This window comes from Acinetobacter sp. 789_lipA, assembly GCF_058242845.1.
In genome coordinates this window covers 13,713-33,347 of sequence record NZ_JBZAYS010000002.1, presented here as the reverse complement: position 1 = coordinate 33,347, position 19,635 = coordinate 13,713, and the positions used below count along the sequence as shown (strand labels likewise).

Sequence of the window (19,635 nt, the reverse complement as noted above, 5' to 3'; positions counted from 1 at the left end):
AAATTTGTGAGGATGAAAAAAATGAATATTGAAAATGATGCATTGCAAAATAATCCATTGGAAAAAAGTCAATTGGTTGACTCATCATTGGCAGGTTTAACACGTGCATCTATTGGCTTAAGTATTGTTGCTTTGGGGCTATGCGGTTTTGTGTATAGTTCAGTTGCAGCAGGACTGGGTCAAATGATCTTTCCGCATCAAGCCAATGGTAGTTTGATTGTGGAGAAAGATCGGGTTGTGGGATCAAGTCTGGTTGCACAACCTTTTGTTCAGGCACAGTATTTTCAGTCACGCCCATCGGCTTCAAATTATGATCCGATGGCAATGGCAGGGAGTAACATGGCGAGGACCAATCCAGCTTTGCACCAAGCAGTCGATGAACGTTTAAATCAAATTGCAGCGCAGGAACAGATTGAAAAATCAAAAATTCCAGCAGATTTGGTGACCGCTTCAGGCAGTGGAATAGACCCTGAAATAAGTGTGCAGTCTGCGTTGATTCAGGTCAAACGTGTGGCACAAGCACGACAGATTTCTGAGCAAGATGTGCTGAAATTGGTACAGCAACATACGGTTCAGCCTACTTTAGGCATTTTGGGGGCTGAACGTGTGAATGTGCTTGAACTGAATTTGGCTTTGGATCACATTGGAAAGTAATTCAGATTGGAAATTAATATGGGTCATCAGCTGGCAATTTGATGTGCTTGTATGATGTTTAAGAACAATATATTCAATAGCGCTAGGCATTCCTTGTCAGGACTGATGGGGAATGTATTGTATGAATGGGTGAGAGTGACTTTTTAAATAATCGGCACCTCAATCTTCTCTGTTATAAATGTAGAGACAATATTCACTGCTGATTTAAATACGGATTCGGGCAGATATTGAGCCAATATTTTAAACAATGAATCTAAGCTTTTAGAAATAAGTGGTTCATTTATTTTGGCATAACCTGGTGACCACTCTTCAAAGACAAAAGATATCTTTATGGACGATAGAAATAATAAAGCAGATGTTTTGCTACAACATACTCAGCGTTATCAATCTGGGCGCTTAACCATATTTTTAGGGGCAGCCCCCGGTGTGGGGAAGACCTTTGCTATGCTGGTTCGTGCGCATGATTTGGCCTTGCAGGGCAATAATATCGTTATTGGTTATGTCGAAACGCATGGTCGTGCAGAAACCGAAAATTTGGTTGCAGGGCTCACGATTATCCCGCGTAAAATCATTGAGTACCAAGGGCATAAACTTGAAGAAATAGACTTAGATGCCGTTCTTGAAAAAAAGCCCAGTATCGTTCTTGTTGATGAATTTGCGCATACCAATATGCCAGGCAGTCGCCACGAAAAGCGTTGGCAAGACATCAATGAATTATTAGATGCAGGTATTGATGTTTTTACCACCATGAACATTCAGCATTTAGAAAGTTTGAATGATGTGGTATATCAAATTACAGGGGTTCGCGTCACCGAAACGGTGCCAGATCGGTTATTCGAACGTATCCGTGATATTCGCCTAATTGATTTGCCAGTCAATGAATTATTGGAACGCTTAAATCAAGGCAAAGTTTATGTGCCTGAACAAGCAGAACAGGCATTGCAGCGGTTTTTTAACAGTTCCAATTTAACCGCTTTACGTGAATTGGCCATGCAAACGGTTGCTAGCCATGTCGATAGCAATGTACGGGAAAACTTTGCTATTCACGGGCTTGTACCAATTCCCTTAAAAAACCATATTCTAGTTATGGTAGATGGCTGTGGACATTCTGAAGCTTTAGTGCGGACAGGATGCCGAATTGCAGAACATCGTTTAGCAAATTGGACTGTCGTAGCCTTTTCTGAAGATACTCAAGTCATCGATAAACAAGAAAACTCACAAAGCCGTGAAATAGAACGAGCCTTGAATTTAACGCGTCAATTGGGCGGCATGACCGAAATCCTTTATGGCCAGCAGCATGCAAAAACTTTATTTGATTATGTCATGGATCGCGGTATTTCGACCTTGGTTCTAGCGCAATCTGTTCAGAAAAAGTTTTCGTTGGGTTTAAGGCCCAATTTGATCGATCAATTACTGAAATATCAGCCAAATTTTGAACTCAGTATTGTGCCGATTATTGCGGATAAAAAATATCATTCAGTTTTCAATCAAAGGGCATTTTTTTCGATTAGGGAAATGCTGTATGTGCTTGCGACCACTGTCATCAGCATTGGAATAGCAAGCTTGGGTGAAAAGTATCTTGGTATAAATGATCTATCCGTTATTTTTATTACCGCAGTAGTTTTCGTTGCATCAAAAACACGAATGTTAGTAGCGGTTTTTTCTGCCCTATTATTCTTTTTAGCCTATAACTTTTTCTTTATTTCACCACAATTTACATTTCAGATCTCTGCACATCAGGGTGTAGTCACGGTAGTTGCATTTTTGGGAGCCGCCTTAATTTCGAGCCGTTTGGCTTCACGCTTGAAAGAACAGGTGACCGCCCTTAAAACGGCAAACAGCTATAACAGCATCATGCAGGATTTGGGGCAAAAGCTGTCCACAGCGTTAGATTTAACCCAAGTACAGGAGATTGCTAAAAATAGCCTGAGCAAAAACTTAAATGCTGAAGTTTGGATTTATTTCCCTGAAACATCACAAGCGAAAACAGCATTAGAAAATATCAGTGATAAAGAAAAGATTTCGGCCGATTGGACTTTAAAAAACCATCAGCCATCTGGCCGCTTTACACAAACCCTCACGGAAAATGAGTGGTGGTTTCTCCCGTTGTTGGCTTCTAAGCAATGTTTAGGGGTGGTTGGATTAAAATTCCCGAATGTTCAAACTATTTTAAATACTGAACAAAAACAATTGGCTGAAATTATGGTGGAGTATATTGCACAAGCTATTTCCCGTACGCAACTTACCAAGGCCTTAGAAATAGCCAATGTGAATTCTGAAACAGAAAAATTGCGCTCAGCGCTTTTATCTTCAGTGTCGCATGATTTGCGATCACCTTTAGCCTCTATGATTGGCGCAGCGGACACTTTGAGTAGTTACCGCCATTCGATGGATGAAAAAGATCAGGACAGTTTACTGGAAGCGATTCATTTAGAGGGCGAACGTTTAGACCGCTATATTCAAAACTTATTGGACATGACCCGTTTAGGACATGAAGGTTTAAGCTTGAAGCGGGACTGGATTGGCGTAGATGAATTAATTGGTTCAGCTATACGCCGACTAAAGCGTTATATGCCGCAGGCTTTGGTCGAGCTACATGCGCCTCAAGAATCTTTGAGCTTATTTGTACATGCTGCATTGATTGAACAGGCAATTTTTAATGTCTTAGAAAATGCAGCGAAATTTTCGCCAGAAAATAAAGCAGTAATCATTGATATAGCACAAATAAATGAAAATATGATTGAAATTGCCATTACCGACCAAGGTCAGGGCATACCGGAAGATGAGAGAGAACGTATTTTTGATATGTTTTATACAATGCAGCGCGGTGACCGCGGGCAATATGGCACAGGTTTGGGCCTAACTATTGTTAAAGCGATTGTAGGTGCGCATATGGGGAAAATCATGGCATCATCAGGCAAGAATAATCAAGGTACTTGTATTCGCATGCAACTTCCAATACAGCAAGTGGCGTGAAGTATTCTATTCAATTCAATAAGGAGATCTGATGTCAGAGCAAAACGTATCTGCAAGTGCGATGGCCAATGTGCTGATTATTGATGATGAAAACCAGATCCGAAAATTCTTAGACATCGCACTCAGAGCACAGGGCTATAAAACGCTTTTGGCTGAAAACGGCCAAAAAGGCTTAGAACTGTTGGCTTTGCAGGGTGCAGATTTGGTAGTTTTAGATTTAGGTTTACCTGATCTAGATGGTTTTGATGTGCTGTCTGAGCTCAGAAGCTGGTCTAACGCACCAGTCATTGTATTGTCCGTACGTGCTGATGAGGAAGAAAAAGTAAAACTATTAGATGCAGGTGCAAATGATTATGTGACCAAGCCTTTTAGTGTTCAAGAGCTTATGGCAAGAATACGTGTTTTGCTTCGCCAAGCGCAGCATGTGGTCGTAGATTCAGCTGTTTATGATGATGGCGTATTAAAAATTGATTTTTCTAAACGTCAGGTTTTTCTCAATCAGCAATTGCTTTCTTTAACACGCAAAGAATATCAGCTGCTGAGTTTGTTAGCGAAGAATAAAGGTCAATTGATTACTCAGCCTCAAATTCTGAAAGATCTATGGGGCCCAACGCATCAAGAAGATACTCATTATTTGCGGATCTTAGTCGCTAAATTAAGAGGGAAATTAAATGATAATGCTGTTCAGCCAAAATATATTATTACTGAACCCGGTGTTGGATTGAGATTTTTAAATACTTACTGATTTAAAAGGAATTTATTATTCTTTTTGTGGGCTGATATTGTTGTTTTTAGACGTGATAAAAAGATTTAAGGAGTGTTTTTTTAAACACTTTTATTTTACGTTTTGTTTACGTTACTTTAGGGAGAACTTGTTTTATTTTGATAGCTATCAAAGTTTGATAGGATCAAATTATGAGTGCTTTACTCATGAAGAAACACAATATTGTAGACGTTGCTGAATTAATCCAAGATTCGACACCCTTTAATCTAAAATGTAACAATACTGAAGATTTACTATTTCTAGAAGAAGTAAAAAGTTATCTGGATCGCTATCCCAATACCAATCATGTTGATGTTTATTTACATGATCTTAATGGGCATGTCCGTGGTAAACGTATAGATATCGCATGTTTAAAAAAAGTTGTACAAGAAAGTTATTTCCCGCTCTCCATTTATGCGATGAGTCTTAATGGTGAAATAATTGAAGAAACAGGTTTAGGTCGATCAATAGGGGAGCCTGATTGTTTATGTAAGCCAGTACCCGGCAGCCTACAACCCTGTGCTTTAAAACCAGAATTAAATGCACAGTTATTTCTGAGCATGAAAGATGATCAAAATAATGATTGCCCAGTTGAACCCCGCAATATTTTAAAAAAAGTTTTAAACAGCTTACACCAACAAAACTTTTATCCCTGTATGGCCGCTGAATTAGAATTTTATTTGGTGGATGGTGATAGTGCTTGTAGTTCGAATACCACATATCTAAATCAATGTTTTGATGTGAATGTGCAAGATAGATATCAAGAAGTTTTAGATGAAATTGAACGTATTGCCATTTTACAGAACATTCATATTACAGGCTTAGTATCCGAATCCTCTTCAGGGCAATATGAAATCAATATTCAGCATAGTGAGAACATCCTTAAGCTATGCGATCAGATCATGATGTTGAAACGCACAATCAAACAAATTGCTGTAAAAAATGGACTGAAAGCCAGTTTTTTAGCAAAGCCAGATATGCTTAAAGCTGGCAGCGGTATGCACTTTCATATGAGTATATTCAATCAAGATCATCAAAATATTTTTAGCAGAAACAATAATAATTTGCTGTCACATCAGTTATTGAAAGCGATTAGTGGCTTGATTGTATTGCTCCCCTCATCAATGGCAGTTCTTGCACCCAATGTAAATTCATTTAGACGGTTCAAAGTGGGCAACCATGTCCCGTTAGAAGCGAATTGGGGGGTAAATAATCGTAATGTGGCCATCCGGATACCCTGTTCCGACAATGAAAATCAGCGCTTAGAATACCGTGTTGCAGGTGCAGATTGTAATCCATACTTAACTGTTGCCATGATCTGTATCGGGGCATTGCATGGGTTAACGCAATCTTTAGAAATACCAAAGGACGTGAGCCAATCCAATAATGAGCCTGTTTTTTTGAGCACGAATCAGCTGGATGCTTTGGCACTTTTTCAAGGCAATGCCATTTTAGAAAAATATGTAGGGAAAGACTTTATTGAGTTGTGGTGTACGGTTAAACGTGCGGAGTATCAACATATTCATCATCAGATTACCTCAATAGAACAGCATTGGGATGTTTAGCAGACGTAATATGAATTTTAAACTCAGTTCTATTGATGATTCTGGAAATCAGCAGCTCAATGAAGATTTATATTTAAAATATAATTTGCAAGAGATGGATGCAGATGATTTAGTGCAGAAATATGATCATTCCTCAGAAAAAATACAAAAATTGATAAGGCTAATCTTGAGTGAGAGAGGGTTTAATCGAAAAGAGATAGCGCATATGTTGGTATAACCAAAGTCAAATAAATATGCCAATAGTACTGTTGATACTATTGGCATTTAAGTTTTTAAAAAGATTTTGTCAGCGTAAATACACCTGCTGTTCTTACGCCTTTTTTATTTGTATCTGTAAAACCTTTGGTATTTAAATTGCTACCAATCGCTGCTAATTCTGCATTTATTCCCATAGGCTTATAGGCATAAGTTGCACCTATTTTCCAATCAAAAAAATGGTCCTCCGCTTCAGAACCATAAATTTCCTCGCTTGCTTTTGAATAGCCTAGGCTTGCATTTGCACCAAAATCAGATTGAGAGATAGGGGTTGCATACAATACATTAAAATACCAGTTTGAGATATCTTTACCCATGCTCTCACTGGTTACTTTGCCGCCATAGTTATTGGTATAGCTTATGCTTGGTATAAGGCTGTCGCTTTGATACAGTAAGGCATTAAAAATCATTTTGAAATAATATTCATTATAATTTAAATCACTGTTGCCGACATAATTGTAGCGAAGCATGCCAATATCTGCTGTGGGATGTATCGATCCTAATGTTACTGGTGCTGTATAGCCAATTTGAGGATCCAATTCTAAATGTGCTTCGTCCCCAAAATCTACATTCGATGCAAATATAGAAAAATAAACTCCTGAAGCATGGCTTAAAAGAAAGTTGCCTTGTAATGCAGGGTCATTCTTTGTTTGAGTCTGACCACGCCAGCGATATTCGCTCGCAAGTGAAACGTTCCCAGAAAAGCTTAAATCAGCAGGTTTACCATTATCTGAAGCTAAAGCGTAACTTGAAGATAGTGTCGTGAGGCAAATAAATAGATTGTGCAGGTTTTTCATAACATCCTGAATAAATAGTCAGTAGAGTGATGTATGTTAGATTTTAATCTATTGATATATAATAAAATTATCGTAAATTTTACGTAAAATTCATATAAAATCAAGATGTATACATTATTCTAACTAACTCAAATCATGCTTAAGAATTCAAAGCCTATTAACTAATCAAAAAAATCGCCAATGAATACAGGATTTTTTTATTAATGATAAATTATGTTTCACGTGACATATCTGAGAAAAAAATAATTATTAAAGCTAATTTTATGTAACTAAAAGGCATAGCCTAACGGAACAATTTAAGACCTAATAAAATCAGACTTAGAACCGTATCTATAGACTTAATTTTATATTTCGGTACAATATGTATCTATAACTCCAATATCTAACGGTACAAAATGCCTAATCAGGTTGGCTACATCCGAGTCAGTTCATCGGAACAAAATACGGAACGTCAATTGGATGGAATCCACCTCGATAAGACCTTCATAGAGAAGGCAAGTGGGGGTAGCCGTGAACGTCCTCAATTGCTCGCTATGCTCGAATATCTGCGTGATGGTGATACGGTGCATGTTCACAGTATTGACCGCCTGGCACGTAATACGAATGATCTGAACGACATTGTGAACAGCCTGAATGATCGTGGCATAACCATCATTTTTCATAAAGAAAATCTGACCTTTAGCCATGATGTTGCACAGTCGGCAATAAATAAGCTCATGTTCCAAATGCTTGCTGCATTTGCAGAATTTGAACGCTCCATGATCCGTGAACGGCAAAAGGAAGGTATTGCTAAAGCCAAAGCGAAAGGCTTATATAAGGGCAGAAAGCGTAAAGTTGATTATGCAGAAATACAAAAAGCCATGCAGGAAGATGGCTCGACTTTTAGAAGTGTGGCAAAACAGTTTGGAGTAGGGATTGCTACAGTTCAAAGGGCAGTAGGGCAAAAGCCTTAATGATGACCAGTCATCAAGGATCGGAGAATATTTTATGCAGCTGTGAGTTCCGTAATTTTCTTTTTCAACACTGATACTTGTACGGCTGAAGATCGAAAGCTATTTCTGCATCTGCATTGAAGGCTGTTAATACCCCGGCTTTTGGAGCCGTTTTTTTAGCCCCTATGATTAACCACGATTGTTTAACTAATATGAACAAAGTCGTGAAACATTGGTCAAAGAATAGGCGTGGAACGTGAAAAATCATAAAAAAAACCCAAACAGTGATGTTTGGGCTATAAACTTTGAAATAAGTATTTGAATTTCAAAATAAATTATAACACATTTCGTATAAGGTGTATTATGTTAATTTTAGCTTTTCTCTATAATTACTATCTTAAGGCCCACTACCAAATTCTGTAATTAGCCAATCAGATTGAGGAGATTGTTTCACAAGAGTAATAAATAAAATATAGTCACCTACTGGACTACCAGCATCATCTATATGGACGACTTTAACTTTTACCATCACTGAAATAATTTTATAAAATTCTTGATAATACTCAGGTCTACTTTCCGCTGAATCATAATTAATCCTTACTACTTCTAAAATTTTTGAGTCTTTGAAAGAGAGAAACCTTTCAGAACTTTTTAAATCTTCATGTAATCGCGCATCTGGCCAAACATATTTGATTGCTGATTCTAGATCATGTTTAGCAAGTGAATTAAAGAAAAGTATTGTTGTCTGTGTTGCCATCTCTTTATCATGATTTAATTTCTGTTTGTATGAATTAATGATTAGAAGTAGACATAGACCTACAAGTAAAATTCCTAATTTTATAAATATTTTAGACATTATAATTTCACTTTTATCTTTCGAAAAAACGCATAACCGACTAAAAGACACATAAGCCAAAATAAATAATCAAGAATAAAATATAAAAAAATGAATTGATCTATTCCTATAATAATATTTAAAGGATCTAGCGCTATACTACCGCCTGGAGATATTTCACCATCTACTAAAAACTGTAATGGAAATCCTCCTCCTATAACTTCAACTTTTCCAAGCTTGTCTACAACTATCCGGTCTATCAATGTATATTTCTGATGAAACAAAGACAAATAAGTCAAAACAAAAGATAATATATTGAAATATATTATTTTTTTCTTTAATAATTCTTTAACTTTAAAATCAGTTAAAAATAACCAATAAGACAAGCCTGGAATTAGAGCCATAAAGATAGTCCAAGTGTCGGTATACATCTTCCACCATTCTTTCGAAACTTCTCCTGTATGGCTCCATCCAAAAAGAACAAAAAATGGCATAGCAATAATTAAAGAGCTAATACAGATAGTTAGCAAATTAAGAATACTATAACGATTTAAAAGAATTGAGACCATAAAGCTAAAAGGTACTGTCAAAATACTATAAGCCAAGTAAACAAGACCATGCCCTGCAAAAACCACAAAAATTGAATATAGACTATATTCACGATTCATTATGATAAATAGCAATGCTGTGAAAAAAAGTAGTGGTAAAGGAGCAAGTAATAGGGCTTTTACTATTTTTTCTTTTGAGTATTTCATTAACTTAATTCTCTTATCTACTCAATAACTATTCATACTATACCGATTTTCTTGGAGGTCGTTTGCTTCCATTTAACATAATAGAGCTTATACGAAACGTGTTTGTTAGAACCCATTTAAAGTGTCTATATTCTCACCAATAAAAATGTCTGGTTTATGATGGTTTTTATCACCATGGACTGGATATAAAATATAGATGCTGATCACTATGTCTGACAAAGAAATTCAACGTCTTGCAGTTCTGCAAGACGTTCGAGATCATCGTATTACCCAAGTCCGTGCTGCTGAAATCCTGAATCTTTCCACCCGTCAAATACCCGGTTATTGCAGAAGCTCAATCAAGATGGGGCAGAGTAAAACTTGAAGTGCGACATAAACCACCTAATTAATTTAAAGGGTTTATGGAGTATATAAAATTGTCATACCATCATCTTAACTTTGAAGATCGTACTGCATTAATGCTTGAGTCAAGAAAAGAAGGCTTTTCAGCCAGAAAATTTGCTGAACTTATTAAAAGACATCCTAGTACGATCTATCGTGAGCTTAAAAGAAATAGCATCAATGACGTTTATCAAGCTCAATATGCTTCTGATAACACTTTTGCTAGACGTAGACGTGGTCACAGAAAACTCAAAATCGATTCAATCCTCTGGAAATTTATTGTTGAAGCGATCCGTTGTTTATGGTCTCCTCAGCAAATAGCAAAGCGTTTAAAGACATTTCCTGATTTGGATCAAACAATGAATGTAAGCCATACAACGATTTATTCAACGATACGAGCATTACCCAAGGGTGAGTTGAAAAAAGACTTATTATCCTGTCTACGTCATGAAAATAAAAAGCGAAAAGCTAACGGTGAACCTAAAAAAGATTCTATATTACAGGATATTAAAACTATTCATGAGCGCCCAGCCGAAGTTCAAGAAAGAAAAATACCGGGTCATTGGGAAGCTGATTTAATTAAAGGTAAAGACAATAAAAGTTCGATAGCAACACTTATTGAACGAAATACACGGCTCTGTATCTTGGCAACATTACCTGATGCAAAGGCAGAATCAGTGCGCAAGGCTTTAACTGAAGCTCTGAAATATTTACCTGCAGAACTGCGTAAAACGTTGACCTATGACCGTGGACGTGAGATGTCAGAACATAAAATACTCGAAGAAGATTTAGGCATAGATGTATATTTCTGTGACCCACATTCACCCTGGCAAAAAGGCACATGCGAAAATATGAATGGTTTAATTAGGCAATATTTACCTAAAGGGATTGATTTAAATCAGGCAGATCAGCATTATTTAAATCAAGTTGCCATGTCACTGAATACTCGTCCTAGAAAGGCGTTAGATTGGCTTACACCATTAGAGAAATTTGCTCAGCTTGTTGATTATCATATGGCTTTTGAAACTGTCGCACCTCATGTTTGAATTCGCCTGGTGTTTCAGGCATGACGCATGCCAGTCGTGGTCAACCGGGCCATCATCGCCATGACGATTTATTAAAATCGCAATGTCTTTCCATTATTTCTGAACATCTGCTGGGCTTTGGACCTACCTTGGCGCATGAGAAGCTCAGCAGCATGTTTGACCTGAATATCCCGGTAGAAACGGTTCGGCGCTGGATGACTGCAAATGACCTTTGGATTCCGCGATCCAAACGTCTAAAACGCCCATACCAGCCACGCTATAACCGTGATTGCTTCGGTGAGCTGATCCAGATTGATGGCTCATATCATGACTGGTTTGAAGGAAGAGCCACCAAATGCTGTTTGCTGGTTTATATCGATGATGCTACCGGCAAGCTGTTGCATCTACGCTTTTGTGAGGCTGAAACGACCTTTGACTATATGCTTTCAACCCGAGCCTACATTGAGCAATACGGCAAGCCCTTGGCCTTTTATAGCGATAAACACTCGGTATTTAGAGTCAACCAGAAATCTAGGCAAGACAGCCAGATCACGCAATTTGGGCGGATTCTGAATGAGTTAAACATTGATATTATCTTCGCCAATTCACCCCAGGCCAAAGGTCGCGTAGAGCGAGCGAATAGAACCCTTCAGGACCGTTTGATCAAGGAGATGCGCCTGGAAGGCATCTGTTCGATTGCAGAAGCAAATGCCTGGTTGCCCTGCTTTATTGAGCAGTTCAATCAGAAGTTCGCCAAATGTGCGCGAAACTCAAAGAACCTGCATCGACCATTAACCGAATCTGATCTTGAACTGGATGATATTTTTACCTGGCAGGAACCGCGTAAGGTCACCAAGAACCTGACGATTACCTATGACAAATGTATTTATCTGCTTGAACCGACAGAGCTGAATCATAAGCTTGCTGGGCAATACGTTTCATTTCTGGAGTATCCGGATGGCACTGTGGCCCTCATGCATGAAGGACGAAAGCTCAACTACAGCATCTTCAATAAATTGGCTGGGCTGCAGCAAAATGAGATTGTTGAGAATAAACGGTTAGGTTCAGTCCTGGCGCATATCCAGCAACAACATGAAGAATTGGAGAAACAGAATAAACGTTCCCGTGCCAAGAAAAGTATGCCGAGCCGTAAAGCTCAGAAAGCTGTTATTGGACAAAGAAATTTAAATCCTGTGCTTGACTCTTGTGGTTAAAAACAGGACATTTTAAATGGTTTATCGCATAGACATTTTAATTGGTGAATAACAGTGTTTTTAATATTACTTTAAGATCAGTATCTTATCGTTATTCATACCCTCTGGAACGTTCTCGTTCAACCGACTTGGAAACAAGTCGGTTTTTTTATGAACAGTTTTGATAGTTCTTGCCAATAAATCTGACTAAAAATTACGCTTTTCAGCTTGAGTGATACAATTTTGTGATACATTATTGTATATACAAATTTGAATGTTTTTTATGGAACAGTATTTCGAATGGGATGAGGCAAAGAATCGAAAGAATCAGAAAAAGCACGATGTCTCTTTCGAAACAGCAAGCCTTGTTTTTGATGATCCATTAAGGATCTCAATCCAAGACAGACATACCGATGGTGAAGAACGTTGGCAAACCATTGGAAAAGTAAAAGGCGTACTAATGCTCTTAGTAGCTCACACCATCTTTGATGAAGATGACTGTGAAATCATACGAATCATTAGTGCAAGACAAGTCACCAAAGCGGAGCGAGATAGATATGAGCATGGTTAGATACTCACGCAAAGAACTGAATGAAAAATTCAGCGACAAGCAAGATGCTGAAATTCAACGCTTGCTTGCTAAGGGAACGGTTCCTGACGATCAGCTAGATCTCTCAGATATGCCTGAAATTACCGACTGGAGCAATGCTGTACGCCATAATCAATTATATCGCCCAGTGAAGCAACAAACTTCCATTCGTTTAGATGCTGATGTACTTGCATGGTTTAAAGCTCAAGGCAAAGGCTATCAAACACGAATGAATGAAATTTTGCGGGATGCTATGCTCAAAGAATTAAAAAATCATCAGTAAAAATGGGAGCTTAAGCTCCCATTTTTGACTTCGCATAAGGTGTATTATGTTAATTTTAGATTTACTAAAACTATTTTTTGAGAACTAGGCTGTTATGGGAACTGTAAAGCTCAAATCTTCTGATGAAGTTTTTCAATTAAAAATTAGTCTGCTAGGTAGTGATCCTGAAATCTGGAGAACTATTCAAATTTCATCGGCAGCTACTTTATCTAGGCTCCATAAGGCAATTCAATCTGCTTTTGATTGGGAAGATAGCCATTTACATGAATTCACGACTATTAAGCATGAAAAGATCAATAAAAGACAAAAATTGAAAGAAGTTCTACGTGTAGGTAAAAAAATTATATATACATATGATTTTGGCGATTGTTGGGAACATTTGATTACTGTAGAAAGCAGACAATCTCCTGATTTAAATAAAAAATATCCATGTTGTATAGATGGTCAAAATCATGCTCCATTTGAAGATATTGGAGGAATTTTTGGATATCTTGATATTTTAGATGCATTACAAGACCCCAAACATCCAAGATATGACGATTACATGCAAATTATCGAGGATGAAATAGGAGAGATAGAGTTTGATCCGACCTACTTTAATTCACATGATATTAAGTTTTAAACCTGATTTAACATAAGGGCTGTTATACGAAACTGCAACTAAATATAGTTGCAATTATTATTTAAAAGTAACTATACTTAGTTGCAATAGCAGTAGGGCTGAAGTATGGGTAAAACGGAAAAGTTACTGGAAAAATTTGGAAATTCAAAAAATACATTTCCGTATAAAGATTTAGTCGTTTTACTGAATCAGCTCGGCTATGAAAAATTTGAAATGGCAGGCTCTCGTGTCCGTTTTTTTAATACGAAAACTGAACACATGATTTTACTGCACAGGCCACACCCTGAAAATGAAATCAAAGGTGGGGCTTTGAAATCTGTAAAACAGGCACTCAAGCAGGAGGGATTTTTATGAGCTATTTAAAATACAAAGGTTATCTAGGTACAATTGAACCTGATCTTGAAACAGGTGAGTTATTTGGAAAGCTTGCATTTATCCGTGATCTCATCACTTATGAAGCAGAAACATTAAAAACTCTTGAACAAGCTTTTCAGGAATCTGTCGATGGATATTTAGAGTCTTGTGCTGAATTAGGTAAAAAACCCGATCAGCCATTCAAAGGTACATTTAATGTCCGTATTAGTCCTGAGTTACACCGTAAAGCTGTTTTAGCATCAAGTGATAATTCTCTTAATGCTTTTGTAAGCGATGCGATTCAAGAGAAATTAATGCGTTTAGGTGCTTAATTTATTGAAGCCTAGATTGACATCTAAAAATTGAAAAAATTAGTAAAAAAGGGAGCTTACAGCTCCCTTTTTTGATTTCGCATAAGGTGTATTATGTTAATTTTAGAAAAACTAATTTTTTAGCAAAAACAAAATCTAATCTTCTAAAAAAGCTCTACGATTTATTCTGTTCTTAACCCTAATCGTTTTTTCCATTCTTCTATAGGGATATAATATTGATCTAACTCTTCTTCCTTGAGATCACTTACTCTTCGCATGTATAAAGTTGATATACGCTGAATTATCAGGAGACTTTCCCTTGGGAGATTCTAGGCAGCCAACTTATAAAAGTCTTCGGCCATTTGATTTGGTGTCTTAAAACCCAAACCCTTTTGAATTCTTCGATGATTATAAAATAATTCAATGTATTTTATAATATCTGCTTTGGCTTCTTCTCTGGTTTGATAGTTGTAATGATGCACTAACTCATTTTTCAGTATTCCCCAAAAGCTTTCAATCGGTGCATTATCGTAACAGTCTCCGCGCTTGCTCATTGAACCTTGAAAACCATATTGCTCAAGTATATTTCGATATTCATGGCTGCAATATTGACTTCCTCTGTCTGAATGCACAATCAGTTCTTTGGTTGGTTTTTGATTGTGAATAGCCATATTTAGCGCATTACAAACAAGCTGTGCTGTCATGCGCTCATTTAAGCTATAGCCAACCACTTGCTTCGTGTAAAGGTCTTTTACCGCTGCTAAGTACAGCCATCCTTCAACAGTCCATATGTACGTAATATCACTTGACCATGCTTGATTTGGTCTAGTCATTGAGAATTGTTGCTCCAGCAGGTTTTCATAGATCGCTCGATTATGGTCACTATTCGTAGTCCTTTTAAAACGCTTGTGTCGCTTACAATACAGGTGGTTCAGCGCTTTTATCTGACGTACAGCGTACATACTCATTTTTATACCCTGAGCTTGTAAGTATTTGGTTAATCGAATATAACCATAGCTCTGCCTTGTCTCCTCATGGGCTATTTTCACCAATATCGTCTGTTGATTTCGTTGAATCGTTCTTTTGCTCACGCCTCTCTTGAGCCAATCATAAAAACATGAAACTGAAACATGAAGTAATCGAGCCATTAAGGTAATTGGAAAAGAATATCTTTTTTGTTTCATATAGGCGTACCTTACTGACTTTCTTTGGCAAAGTACGCTGCTGCCTTTTTTAAAAATTCACGTTCCATTTCAGCTATTTTGAGCTGTTGTTTGAGTTTTTTATTTTCTTCGAGTAGAGCGTTTAGATCAGGTGAATACTGTTTTGTACCTGCTAAAGTTCCAGCCTTTGCTTTGGTATTCCAATTTGAAAGAGTTTGCATTGAAATGCTAAGTTGTCTAGCTGTTTCCGAGACATTGCCTTGATTGGCTTCAATTAATTTGATGGCTTCAGCTTTAAATTCTGTGGTGTAAGTCTTGTGTTTCTTGCTCATGGTAAACTCCTGATGAGTGTGTTTAGTTTACCAAGTTAAAACCTCCTGTTTTTTCAGCACACATCACTTCGGTTCTGGATGGAGGATGTATTACATCCAACATGGTGACGTTGTGATTGTAATGCTTGGTGGTGGAGATAAATCAACTCAACAACAAGACATCGATCGTGCAGTCAAACTATCGAAAACGTTGGAGGATTAAAATGGTTAAAGTAGCTGATTTACCAAGTTTTGATATGGCTGAGTCACTCAAAACTGAAGAAGACATTGTGATGTATCTCAATATGGTTCTTGAAGAGAATGATCCAGCTGAATTAGCTCATGCACTTGGTGTTATTGCCAAAGCTCGTGGCATGACTCAAATCGCTAAAGAAGCAGGAATTGGGCGTGAGGCACTCTACAAAGCCCTACGTCATGATTCAGCACCACGTTTTGATACGATTAATCGTGTAGTGAATGCTTTAGGCTTAAAACTCACAGTACAACACGCCTAAGACTTTAAAAAATATAATAAAAATGGGAGCTAAAGGCGCCCATTTTTAGTTTCGTATAAGGTGTATTATGTTAATTTTAGAAAATCTTAAATTAATCTAAGATTCTAGCAAACTTTCAAGCTTGTCAAAATAAATCCTAATTTGTTTAAAATCTGTTTCATCAATATCTTTAGCATGAGCATCAACTCTATATTTATTAAGATCATCTAAGATCATTAAGAATTTTACTTTCTCAAAATCATGTAAAACATTAGAAAATTTATCCCAATTTTTATTAAGAATATTCCTTAAGTCTATAAAAAACAGTTGGGTATTATTACTAAGTAAGTCATTAATAGAAGAAGACCTCAATTTTTCTCTTCTATCCTCTGGAATCGCTTTTAATAGTTCTTCTTGAGCTTTTTTACCATAAGCAAACCTGAGTCCATTTAAAATTAAATTTCTTAATTTTTTTTCCAATCTGTTTCTTCTTAACGAAATTTCTTCTAACTTTTCCTCATCAGAAAGTGTAATTTTTTTAAATTTATTTTTATTTTTCAAATAAATTTCAAGAGAATCTAAACTTAAAACATACTTGTGATTGTAACTTTTTTGAATAAGACCAAATGAAAGTAAATGGTCAACCATACTAGGATTATCTTTTGCAAACTCATTAAATGTTTCTATATCTTCTAAAGCAAGCATTATTAACATTTCATATTCATCTGGATACCAAGATGATAAAACATTTAGCATCATGTCAAAATATTGTTGAAGATTAGATTTATAATCTGCTAATGCCGTACGGTATGTAGCTTTATCTACTGTAAATGGTCTTTCATTTTTATAAGTATTATGAATAAAACTACACATTTGTCTAATTAAAAAAGGATGTCCACCACAATCATTATGCAGTAAGGCACAAATATCTGTACCAAAATTAAGCCCCATCAGCCTACCTAAAGTTCCAACCATTTCAATGACTTGATTTGCTGAAAAGTTAGGTAAATAATGAATGGAACAAGACAAATAAATTGGATTATCTTGACCAAAAAATTGAGGCTGTTCTATACATTTAGGATTTGTACCTACAAGCATATAGGTGTAAACGGATGGATGTTTTTGATAAAACGATCTTAATGTTTGCCAAAAATAAATAAAATCAGTGCCATTAGACCAATGTTGAGAGGATCCTGTAAATGGGCTGATTCTCTCAATTTCATCAAAAATGAATAACGTAGTTTCCTTTTTTTTAGAATTATATATTTTTAGAATATCTTCTTCAAAACTCTTAGCTGCATTTTTTTCATCATATCGACTATCTAAATCAATACGAACATTTGAAATCTTCAAAGATTTATACTCTTGTACTACTTCTTTTAATAGTTCATACCATCTTTTTTGATGTATTGCAGGGCTTTCACAATCAAGCATTACACAAGATTTTTTTTCTATATTAAGCTTCCGTTGAATGGCATAAATAATTGATGTCTTACCGCTTTTTCTCAATCCAAATACCCCAGCATGCTCACTGGAATTATGTTTACTAACCAGTTCATTAACTAAATTATTTCGACCAAAAAAATAGCTGTCTTTTTTGAGAGGTGATTTAAATGCAAATAAATCTCTTGAATAAAAAACTTTTCTAAATCTACTATCATATAATTCAGAATTTAGATTTTTATGAATTTCATCATACGTGAAAGGAATAATAATTTTTTGTTCAGGATCGGAGTTTGATATTTTTTTAACTTGCTCTTCTACGCTAGAATTTTTACTTATTAAGATAGCACATAAGTTTTCTACACGTGATTTAGGCATTTTTTGAAAAATTGTATCAAATACATCTAAAGTTCTTGGCTCAAAATTTTCATATGGGCTAAATAAACATACTATTTCTCTATCTAAATTAAATTTCTCTGTAAATTGAGTAGTTGGCTTAATTAAAAAATAATCATATGTTGAATTCTTAATCTTAAGACTATCTCCACTAGATGTGACGTACCAAAACTCTTTTAACTTATTAATTATTGTTTTTTCTGTAGCCTTAAATCTGTCTAACGCAAATTGTGGATGTATACCAGAATTAACAAAAGGTTGTGATGACATATAGGTTTTACCTGTGATTAAAATATATATTTATTAATAAGTTAAGTTATTATATAAGATATACGTGTTTAAAAGTCTGCTAAAATTTAGTATTTTTCTTACATGAGAATATAGCGTTTCGGATCTATGCTTTAAAATAAAAAATTATGAAGTATTGTATCTCTATGATTCATCTAGTTATCGGCTATTTAACATAATGGCGATTATATGCAATACACTTGTATATTAATATAAATATCAAACACTTAACAAAACCAGAAAAATTCTAAAATGACCAAAAAACCGATTTTGAAACAAGTCGGCTTTTTTATGTTCGATTCTGTAATATTTTGCCAATAAAAAGTGGAACAACTTTGCAAAATTTACAATTTTGTATTAACATTTTTATATTAACAAAAAGCGATACAACTATGGAAATTGAGTTTTCATGGGATGAGCATAAAGCAGATACAAACCTCAAAAAACATGGTGTAGCTTTCGAAGATGCAACCTTGGTTTTTTATGATGCCTATGCCGTCTTCAAACAGGATCGCTTTGAAAATGGTGAATATCGTTGGCAAGCGATAGGTATGGTACATGGGCAAGCTGTTTTATTGGTGGCCCACACAGTACAAGACCATAATGGGATGGATCATATCCGCATTATTTCGGCACGACAGGCAGAGAAAAAAGAGAGGAAACAGTATGAGCAAAACCGTTACTTACAAAATGGATTTGAATAATCCTCCTGTTTTGTCTGAAGAACAAAAGGCAAGACTGGAAGCATTAGCTAAACGTCCAGACAGTGAAATCGATTTTTCAGATATTCCTGAACTTGATGACAGCTTCTGGAAAAATGCAGTGCAAAATCCATTTTACAAGCCGACTAAACAAGTAACTACGGTTCGCATCGATGCAGATGTCATGCAGTGGCTAAAAGCCCAAGGCAAAGGCTATCAAACACGAATGAATAAAATTTTACGGGATGCCATGCTTAAAGAATTAAAAAATCATCAATAAAAATGGGAGCTTAGGCTCCCATTTTTGATTGCGTATAATATAGATTATGTTAAATTTAGAACATGATACTTTAAGTTCATAAGGCTTTGTTGCATAAAGATTTAAAAAATTGAGCTATCGCAATCCACTCAAATTTAATCGACAACTCAGGTATGAAATTTGCTTAAATAAGTTTCCGACAAATTCGGTACGGTTAAGTGATAGCCATCGCCATAAAAAATGGTGAGAGCTGCTGCCACATAACTGGAAACCTGCCTGAAATCTAGTAA

General features: G+C 36.1%; 20 protein-coding genes and 4 pseudogenes. 18 read left to right on the top strand and 6 right to left on the bottom strand.

Going from position 1 to position 19,635, the window contains the following annotated elements; genetic code table 11:
- The first annotated feature begins 21 nt into the window (after positions 1-21).
- From kdpC to AC4CUZ_RS18720, 5 genes are all read left to right on the top strand, one after another.
- Positions 22-654 (top strand): potassium-transporting ATPase subunit KdpC, encoded by a 633-nt coding sequence (gene kdpC / locus AC4CUZ_RS18740; protein ID WP_004762556.1) that lies wholly within the window; start codon positions 22-24, stop codon positions 652-654.
- Positions 655-984: 330 nt separating this feature from the next.
- The gene (locus AC4CUZ_RS18735) at positions 985-3,630 is read left to right on the top strand and encodes a sensor histidine kinase (RefSeq protein ID WP_004762555.1); all 2,646 of its coding nucleotides are present in this window, start codon (positions 985-987) and stop codon (positions 3,628-3,630) included.
- 31 nt (positions 3,631-3,661) lie between these two features.
- The gene (locus AC4CUZ_RS18730; RefSeq protein ID WP_004762553.1) at positions 3,662-4,375 is read left to right on the top strand and encodes a response regulator; all 714 of its coding nucleotides are present in this window, start codon (positions 3,662-3,664) and stop codon (positions 4,373-4,375) included.
- Positions 4,376-4,545: 170 nt separating this feature from the next.
- Complete coding sequence (locus tag AC4CUZ_RS18725) at positions 4,546-5,958, top strand: glutamine synthetase family protein (RefSeq protein ID WP_004762552.1); 1,413 nt, start codon at positions 4,546-4,548, stop codon at positions 5,956-5,958.
- Positions 5,959-5,968: 10 nt separating this feature from the next.
- Positions 5,969-6,175 (top strand): hypothetical protein, encoded by a 207-nt coding sequence (locus AC4CUZ_RS18720; protein ID WP_004762551.1) that lies wholly within the window; start codon positions 5,969-5,971, stop codon positions 6,173-6,175.
- Between the two features lie 55 nt (positions 6,176-6,230).
- On the opposite strand, the gene AC4CUZ_RS18715 is transcribed toward AC4CUZ_RS18720, so the two are convergent.
- Positions 6,231-7,010 carry a TorF family putative porin gene (locus tag AC4CUZ_RS18715; RefSeq protein WP_004762550.1) on the bottom strand — a complete coding sequence of 260 codons (780 nt, stop codon included), beginning with the start codon at positions 7,008-7,010 and terminating at the stop codon, positions 6,231-6,233.
- Positions 7,011-7,405: 395 nt separating this feature from the next.
- Here AC4CUZ_RS18715 and AC4CUZ_RS18710 point away from each other — a divergent pair, with 395 nt between their 5' ends.
- Entirely contained in the window at positions 7,406-7,963 is a 558-nt protein-coding gene (locus AC4CUZ_RS18710; RefSeq protein ID WP_004763415.1) for a recombinase family protein, read from the top strand.
- Between the two features lie 376 nt (positions 7,964-8,339).
- Here the strand turns inward: AC4CUZ_RS18710 and AC4CUZ_RS18705 are convergent, their stop codons facing one another.
- From AC4CUZ_RS18705 to AC4CUZ_RS18695, 3 genes and pseudogenes are all read right to left on the bottom strand, one after another.
- Positions 8,340-8,699 (bottom strand): DUF4829 domain-containing protein, encoded by a 360-nt coding sequence (locus AC4CUZ_RS18705; RefSeq protein ID WP_224223039.1) that lies wholly within the window; start codon positions 8,697-8,699, stop codon positions 8,340-8,342.
- Between the two features lie 98 nt (positions 8,700-8,797).
- On the bottom strand, positions 8,798-9,091 hold the full coding sequence (locus tag AC4CUZ_RS18700; protein WP_228723781.1) for a hypothetical protein: 294 nt from the start codon (positions 9,089-9,091) through the stop codon (positions 8,798-8,800).
- A gap of 30 nt (positions 9,092-9,121) precedes the next feature.
- Positions 9,122-9,532, bottom strand: a pseudogene (locus AC4CUZ_RS18695) (hypothetical protein); the annotation flags it as partial.
- Positions 9,533-9,728: 196 nt separating this feature from the next.
- Between AC4CUZ_RS18695 and AC4CUZ_RS18690 the strand changes: the two are divergent.
- The 8 genes and pseudogenes from AC4CUZ_RS18690 to AC4CUZ_RS18655 all read left to right on the top strand — a co-directional run.
- A pseudogene (locus AC4CUZ_RS18690) lies at positions 9,729-9,880 on the top strand (ISNCY family transposase); the annotation flags it as partial.
- A gap of 53 nt (positions 9,881-9,933) precedes the next feature.
- Positions 9,934-10,959, top strand: a complete 1,026-nt coding sequence (locus AC4CUZ_RS18685) for an IS30-like element ISAba125 family transposase (protein ID WP_001988464.1) — start codon at positions 9,934-9,936, stop codon at positions 10,957-10,959.
- Positions 10,956-12,152: pseudogene (locus AC4CUZ_RS18680) on the top strand (ISNCY family transposase); the annotation flags it as partial. The gene AC4CUZ_RS18685 and the pseudogene AC4CUZ_RS18680, both read left to right, overlap by 4 nt.
- Positions 12,153-12,414: 262 nt before the next feature.
- Positions 12,415-12,702 carry a BrnT family toxin gene (locus tag AC4CUZ_RS18675; protein ID WP_004884492.1) on the top strand — a complete coding sequence of 96 codons (288 nt, stop codon included), beginning with the start codon at positions 12,415-12,417 and terminating at the stop codon, positions 12,700-12,702.
- Positions 12,689-13,003: a BrnA antitoxin family protein gene (locus AC4CUZ_RS18670; RefSeq protein WP_176538571.1), complete on the top strand. Its 315-nt coding sequence runs from the start codon at positions 12,689-12,691 to the stop codon at positions 13,001-13,003. The genes AC4CUZ_RS18675 and AC4CUZ_RS18670 overlap by 14 nt, the downstream gene beginning before the upstream one ends.
- Positions 13,004-13,097: 94 nt before the next feature.
- Positions 13,098-13,625: a plasmid pRiA4b ORF-3 family protein gene (locus AC4CUZ_RS18665; protein WP_000537572.1), complete on the top strand. Its 528-nt coding sequence runs from the start codon at positions 13,098-13,100 to the stop codon at positions 13,623-13,625.
- Positions 13,626-13,730: 105 nt separating this feature from the next.
- On the top strand, positions 13,731-13,979 hold the full coding sequence (locus AC4CUZ_RS18660) for a type II toxin-antitoxin system HicA family toxin (protein WP_044425274.1): 249 nt from the start codon (positions 13,731-13,733) through the stop codon (positions 13,977-13,979).
- Positions 13,976-14,311 carry a type II toxin-antitoxin system HicB family antitoxin gene (locus tag AC4CUZ_RS18655; RefSeq protein WP_035270373.1) on the top strand — a complete coding sequence of 112 codons (336 nt, stop codon included), beginning with the start codon at positions 13,976-13,978 and terminating at the stop codon, positions 14,309-14,311. The genes AC4CUZ_RS18660 and AC4CUZ_RS18655 overlap by 4 nt, the downstream gene beginning before the upstream one ends.
- A gap of 308 nt (positions 14,312-14,619) precedes the next feature.
- Here AC4CUZ_RS18655 and AC4CUZ_RS18650 read toward each other — a convergent pair.
- Positions 14,620-15,785 (bottom strand): IS3-like element ISAba22 family transposase gene (locus AC4CUZ_RS18650; RefSeq protein WP_085944217.1). Its coding sequence is split into 2 segments (ribosomal slippage): positions 14,620-15,527 and positions 15,527-15,785, totalling 1,167 coding nucleotides; the frame shifts between segments, so codons are not numbered across the junction.
- A gap of 67 nt (positions 15,786-15,852) precedes the next feature.
- On the opposite strand from AC4CUZ_RS18650, the pseudogene AC4CUZ_RS18645 reads away from it, so the two are divergent.
- Both AC4CUZ_RS18645 and AC4CUZ_RS18640 read left to right on the top strand, forming a co-directional pair.
- A pseudogene (locus tag AC4CUZ_RS18645) lies at positions 15,853-15,987 on the top strand (type II toxin-antitoxin system RelE/ParE family toxin); the annotation flags it as partial.
- Position 15,988: 1 nt separating this feature from the next.
- The gene (locus AC4CUZ_RS18640) at positions 15,989-16,279 is read left to right on the top strand and encodes an addiction module antidote protein (protein WP_005093398.1); all 291 of its coding nucleotides are present in this window, start codon (positions 15,989-15,991) and stop codon (positions 16,277-16,279) included.
- A gap of 96 nt (positions 16,280-16,375) precedes the next feature.
- Here AC4CUZ_RS18640 and AC4CUZ_RS18635 read toward each other — a convergent pair whose 3' ends face one another.
- A complete protein-coding gene (locus AC4CUZ_RS18635) occupies positions 16,376-18,367 on the bottom strand; it encodes a hypothetical protein (protein ID WP_490748090.1) in 1,992 nt (663 codons plus the stop codon).
- 410 nt (positions 18,368-18,777) lie between these two features.
- On the opposite strand from AC4CUZ_RS18635, the gene AC4CUZ_RS18630 reads away from it, so the two are divergent.
- Complete coding sequence (locus AC4CUZ_RS18630) at positions 18,778-19,089, top strand: BrnT family toxin (protein ID WP_063454728.1); 312 nt, start codon at positions 18,778-18,780, stop codon at positions 19,087-19,089.
- A complete protein-coding gene (locus AC4CUZ_RS18625; protein WP_038350244.1) occupies positions 19,052-19,366 on the top strand; it encodes a BrnA antitoxin family protein in 315 nt (104 codons plus the stop codon). The genes AC4CUZ_RS18630 and AC4CUZ_RS18625 overlap by 38 nt, the downstream gene beginning before the upstream one ends.
- Positions 19,367-19,635 lie beyond the last annotated feature (269 nt).

Coding starts and splice junctions, on each gene's coding strand:
- kdpC (WP_004762556.1), top strand. CDS start 22: ATGAATATTGAAAATGATGCATTGCAAAATAATCCATTGGAAAAAAGT.
- AC4CUZ_RS18735 (WP_004762555.1), top strand. CDS start 985: ATGGACGATAGAAATAATAAAGCAGATGTTTTGCTACAACATACTCAG.
- AC4CUZ_RS18730 (WP_004762553.1), top strand. CDS start 3,662: ATGTCAGAGCAAAACGTATCTGCAAGTGCGATGGCCAATGTGCTGATT.
- AC4CUZ_RS18725 (WP_004762552.1), top strand. CDS start 4,546: ATGAGTGCTTTACTCATGAAGAAACACAATATTGTAGACGTTGCTGAA.
- AC4CUZ_RS18720 (WP_004762551.1), top strand. CDS start 5,969: ATGAATTTTAAACTCAGTTCTATTGATGATTCTGGAAATCAGCAGCTC.
- AC4CUZ_RS18715 (WP_004762550.1), bottom strand. CDS start 7,010: ATGAAAAACCTGCACAATCTATTTATTTGCCTCACGACACTATCTTCA.
- AC4CUZ_RS18710 (WP_004763415.1), top strand. CDS start 7,406: ATGCCTAATCAGGTTGGCTACATCCGAGTCAGTTCATCGGAACAAAAT.
- AC4CUZ_RS18705 (WP_224223039.1), bottom strand. CDS start 8,699: ATGGCAACACAGACAACAATACTTTTCTTTAATTCACTTGCTAAACAT.
- AC4CUZ_RS18685 (WP_001988464.1), top strand. CDS start 9,934: ATGGAGTATATAAAATTGTCATACCATCATCTTAACTTTGAAGATCGT.
- AC4CUZ_RS18675 (WP_004884492.1), top strand. CDS start 12,415: ATGGAACAGTATTTCGAATGGGATGAGGCAAAGAATCGAAAGAATCAG.
- AC4CUZ_RS18670 (WP_176538571.1), top strand. CDS start 12,689: ATGAGCATGGTTAGATACTCACGCAAAGAACTGAATGAAAAATTCAGC.
- AC4CUZ_RS18665 (WP_000537572.1), top strand. CDS start 13,098: ATGGGAACTGTAAAGCTCAAATCTTCTGATGAAGTTTTTCAATTAAAA.
- AC4CUZ_RS18660 (WP_044425274.1), top strand. CDS start 13,731: ATGGGTAAAACGGAAAAGTTACTGGAAAAATTTGGAAATTCAAAAAAT.
- AC4CUZ_RS18655 (WP_035270373.1), top strand. CDS start 13,976: ATGAGCTATTTAAAATACAAAGGTTATCTAGGTACAATTGAACCTGAT.
- AC4CUZ_RS18640 (WP_005093398.1), top strand. CDS start 15,989: ATGGTTAAAGTAGCTGATTTACCAAGTTTTGATATGGCTGAGTCACTC.
- AC4CUZ_RS18635 (WP_490748090.1), bottom strand. CDS start 18,367: ATGTCATCACAACCTTTTGTTAATTCTGGTATACATCCACAATTTGCG.
- AC4CUZ_RS18630 (WP_063454728.1), top strand. CDS start 18,778: ATGGAAATTGAGTTTTCATGGGATGAGCATAAAGCAGATACAAACCTC.
- AC4CUZ_RS18625 (WP_038350244.1), top strand. CDS start 19,052: ATGAGCAAAACCGTTACTTACAAAATGGATTTGAATAATCCTCCTGTT.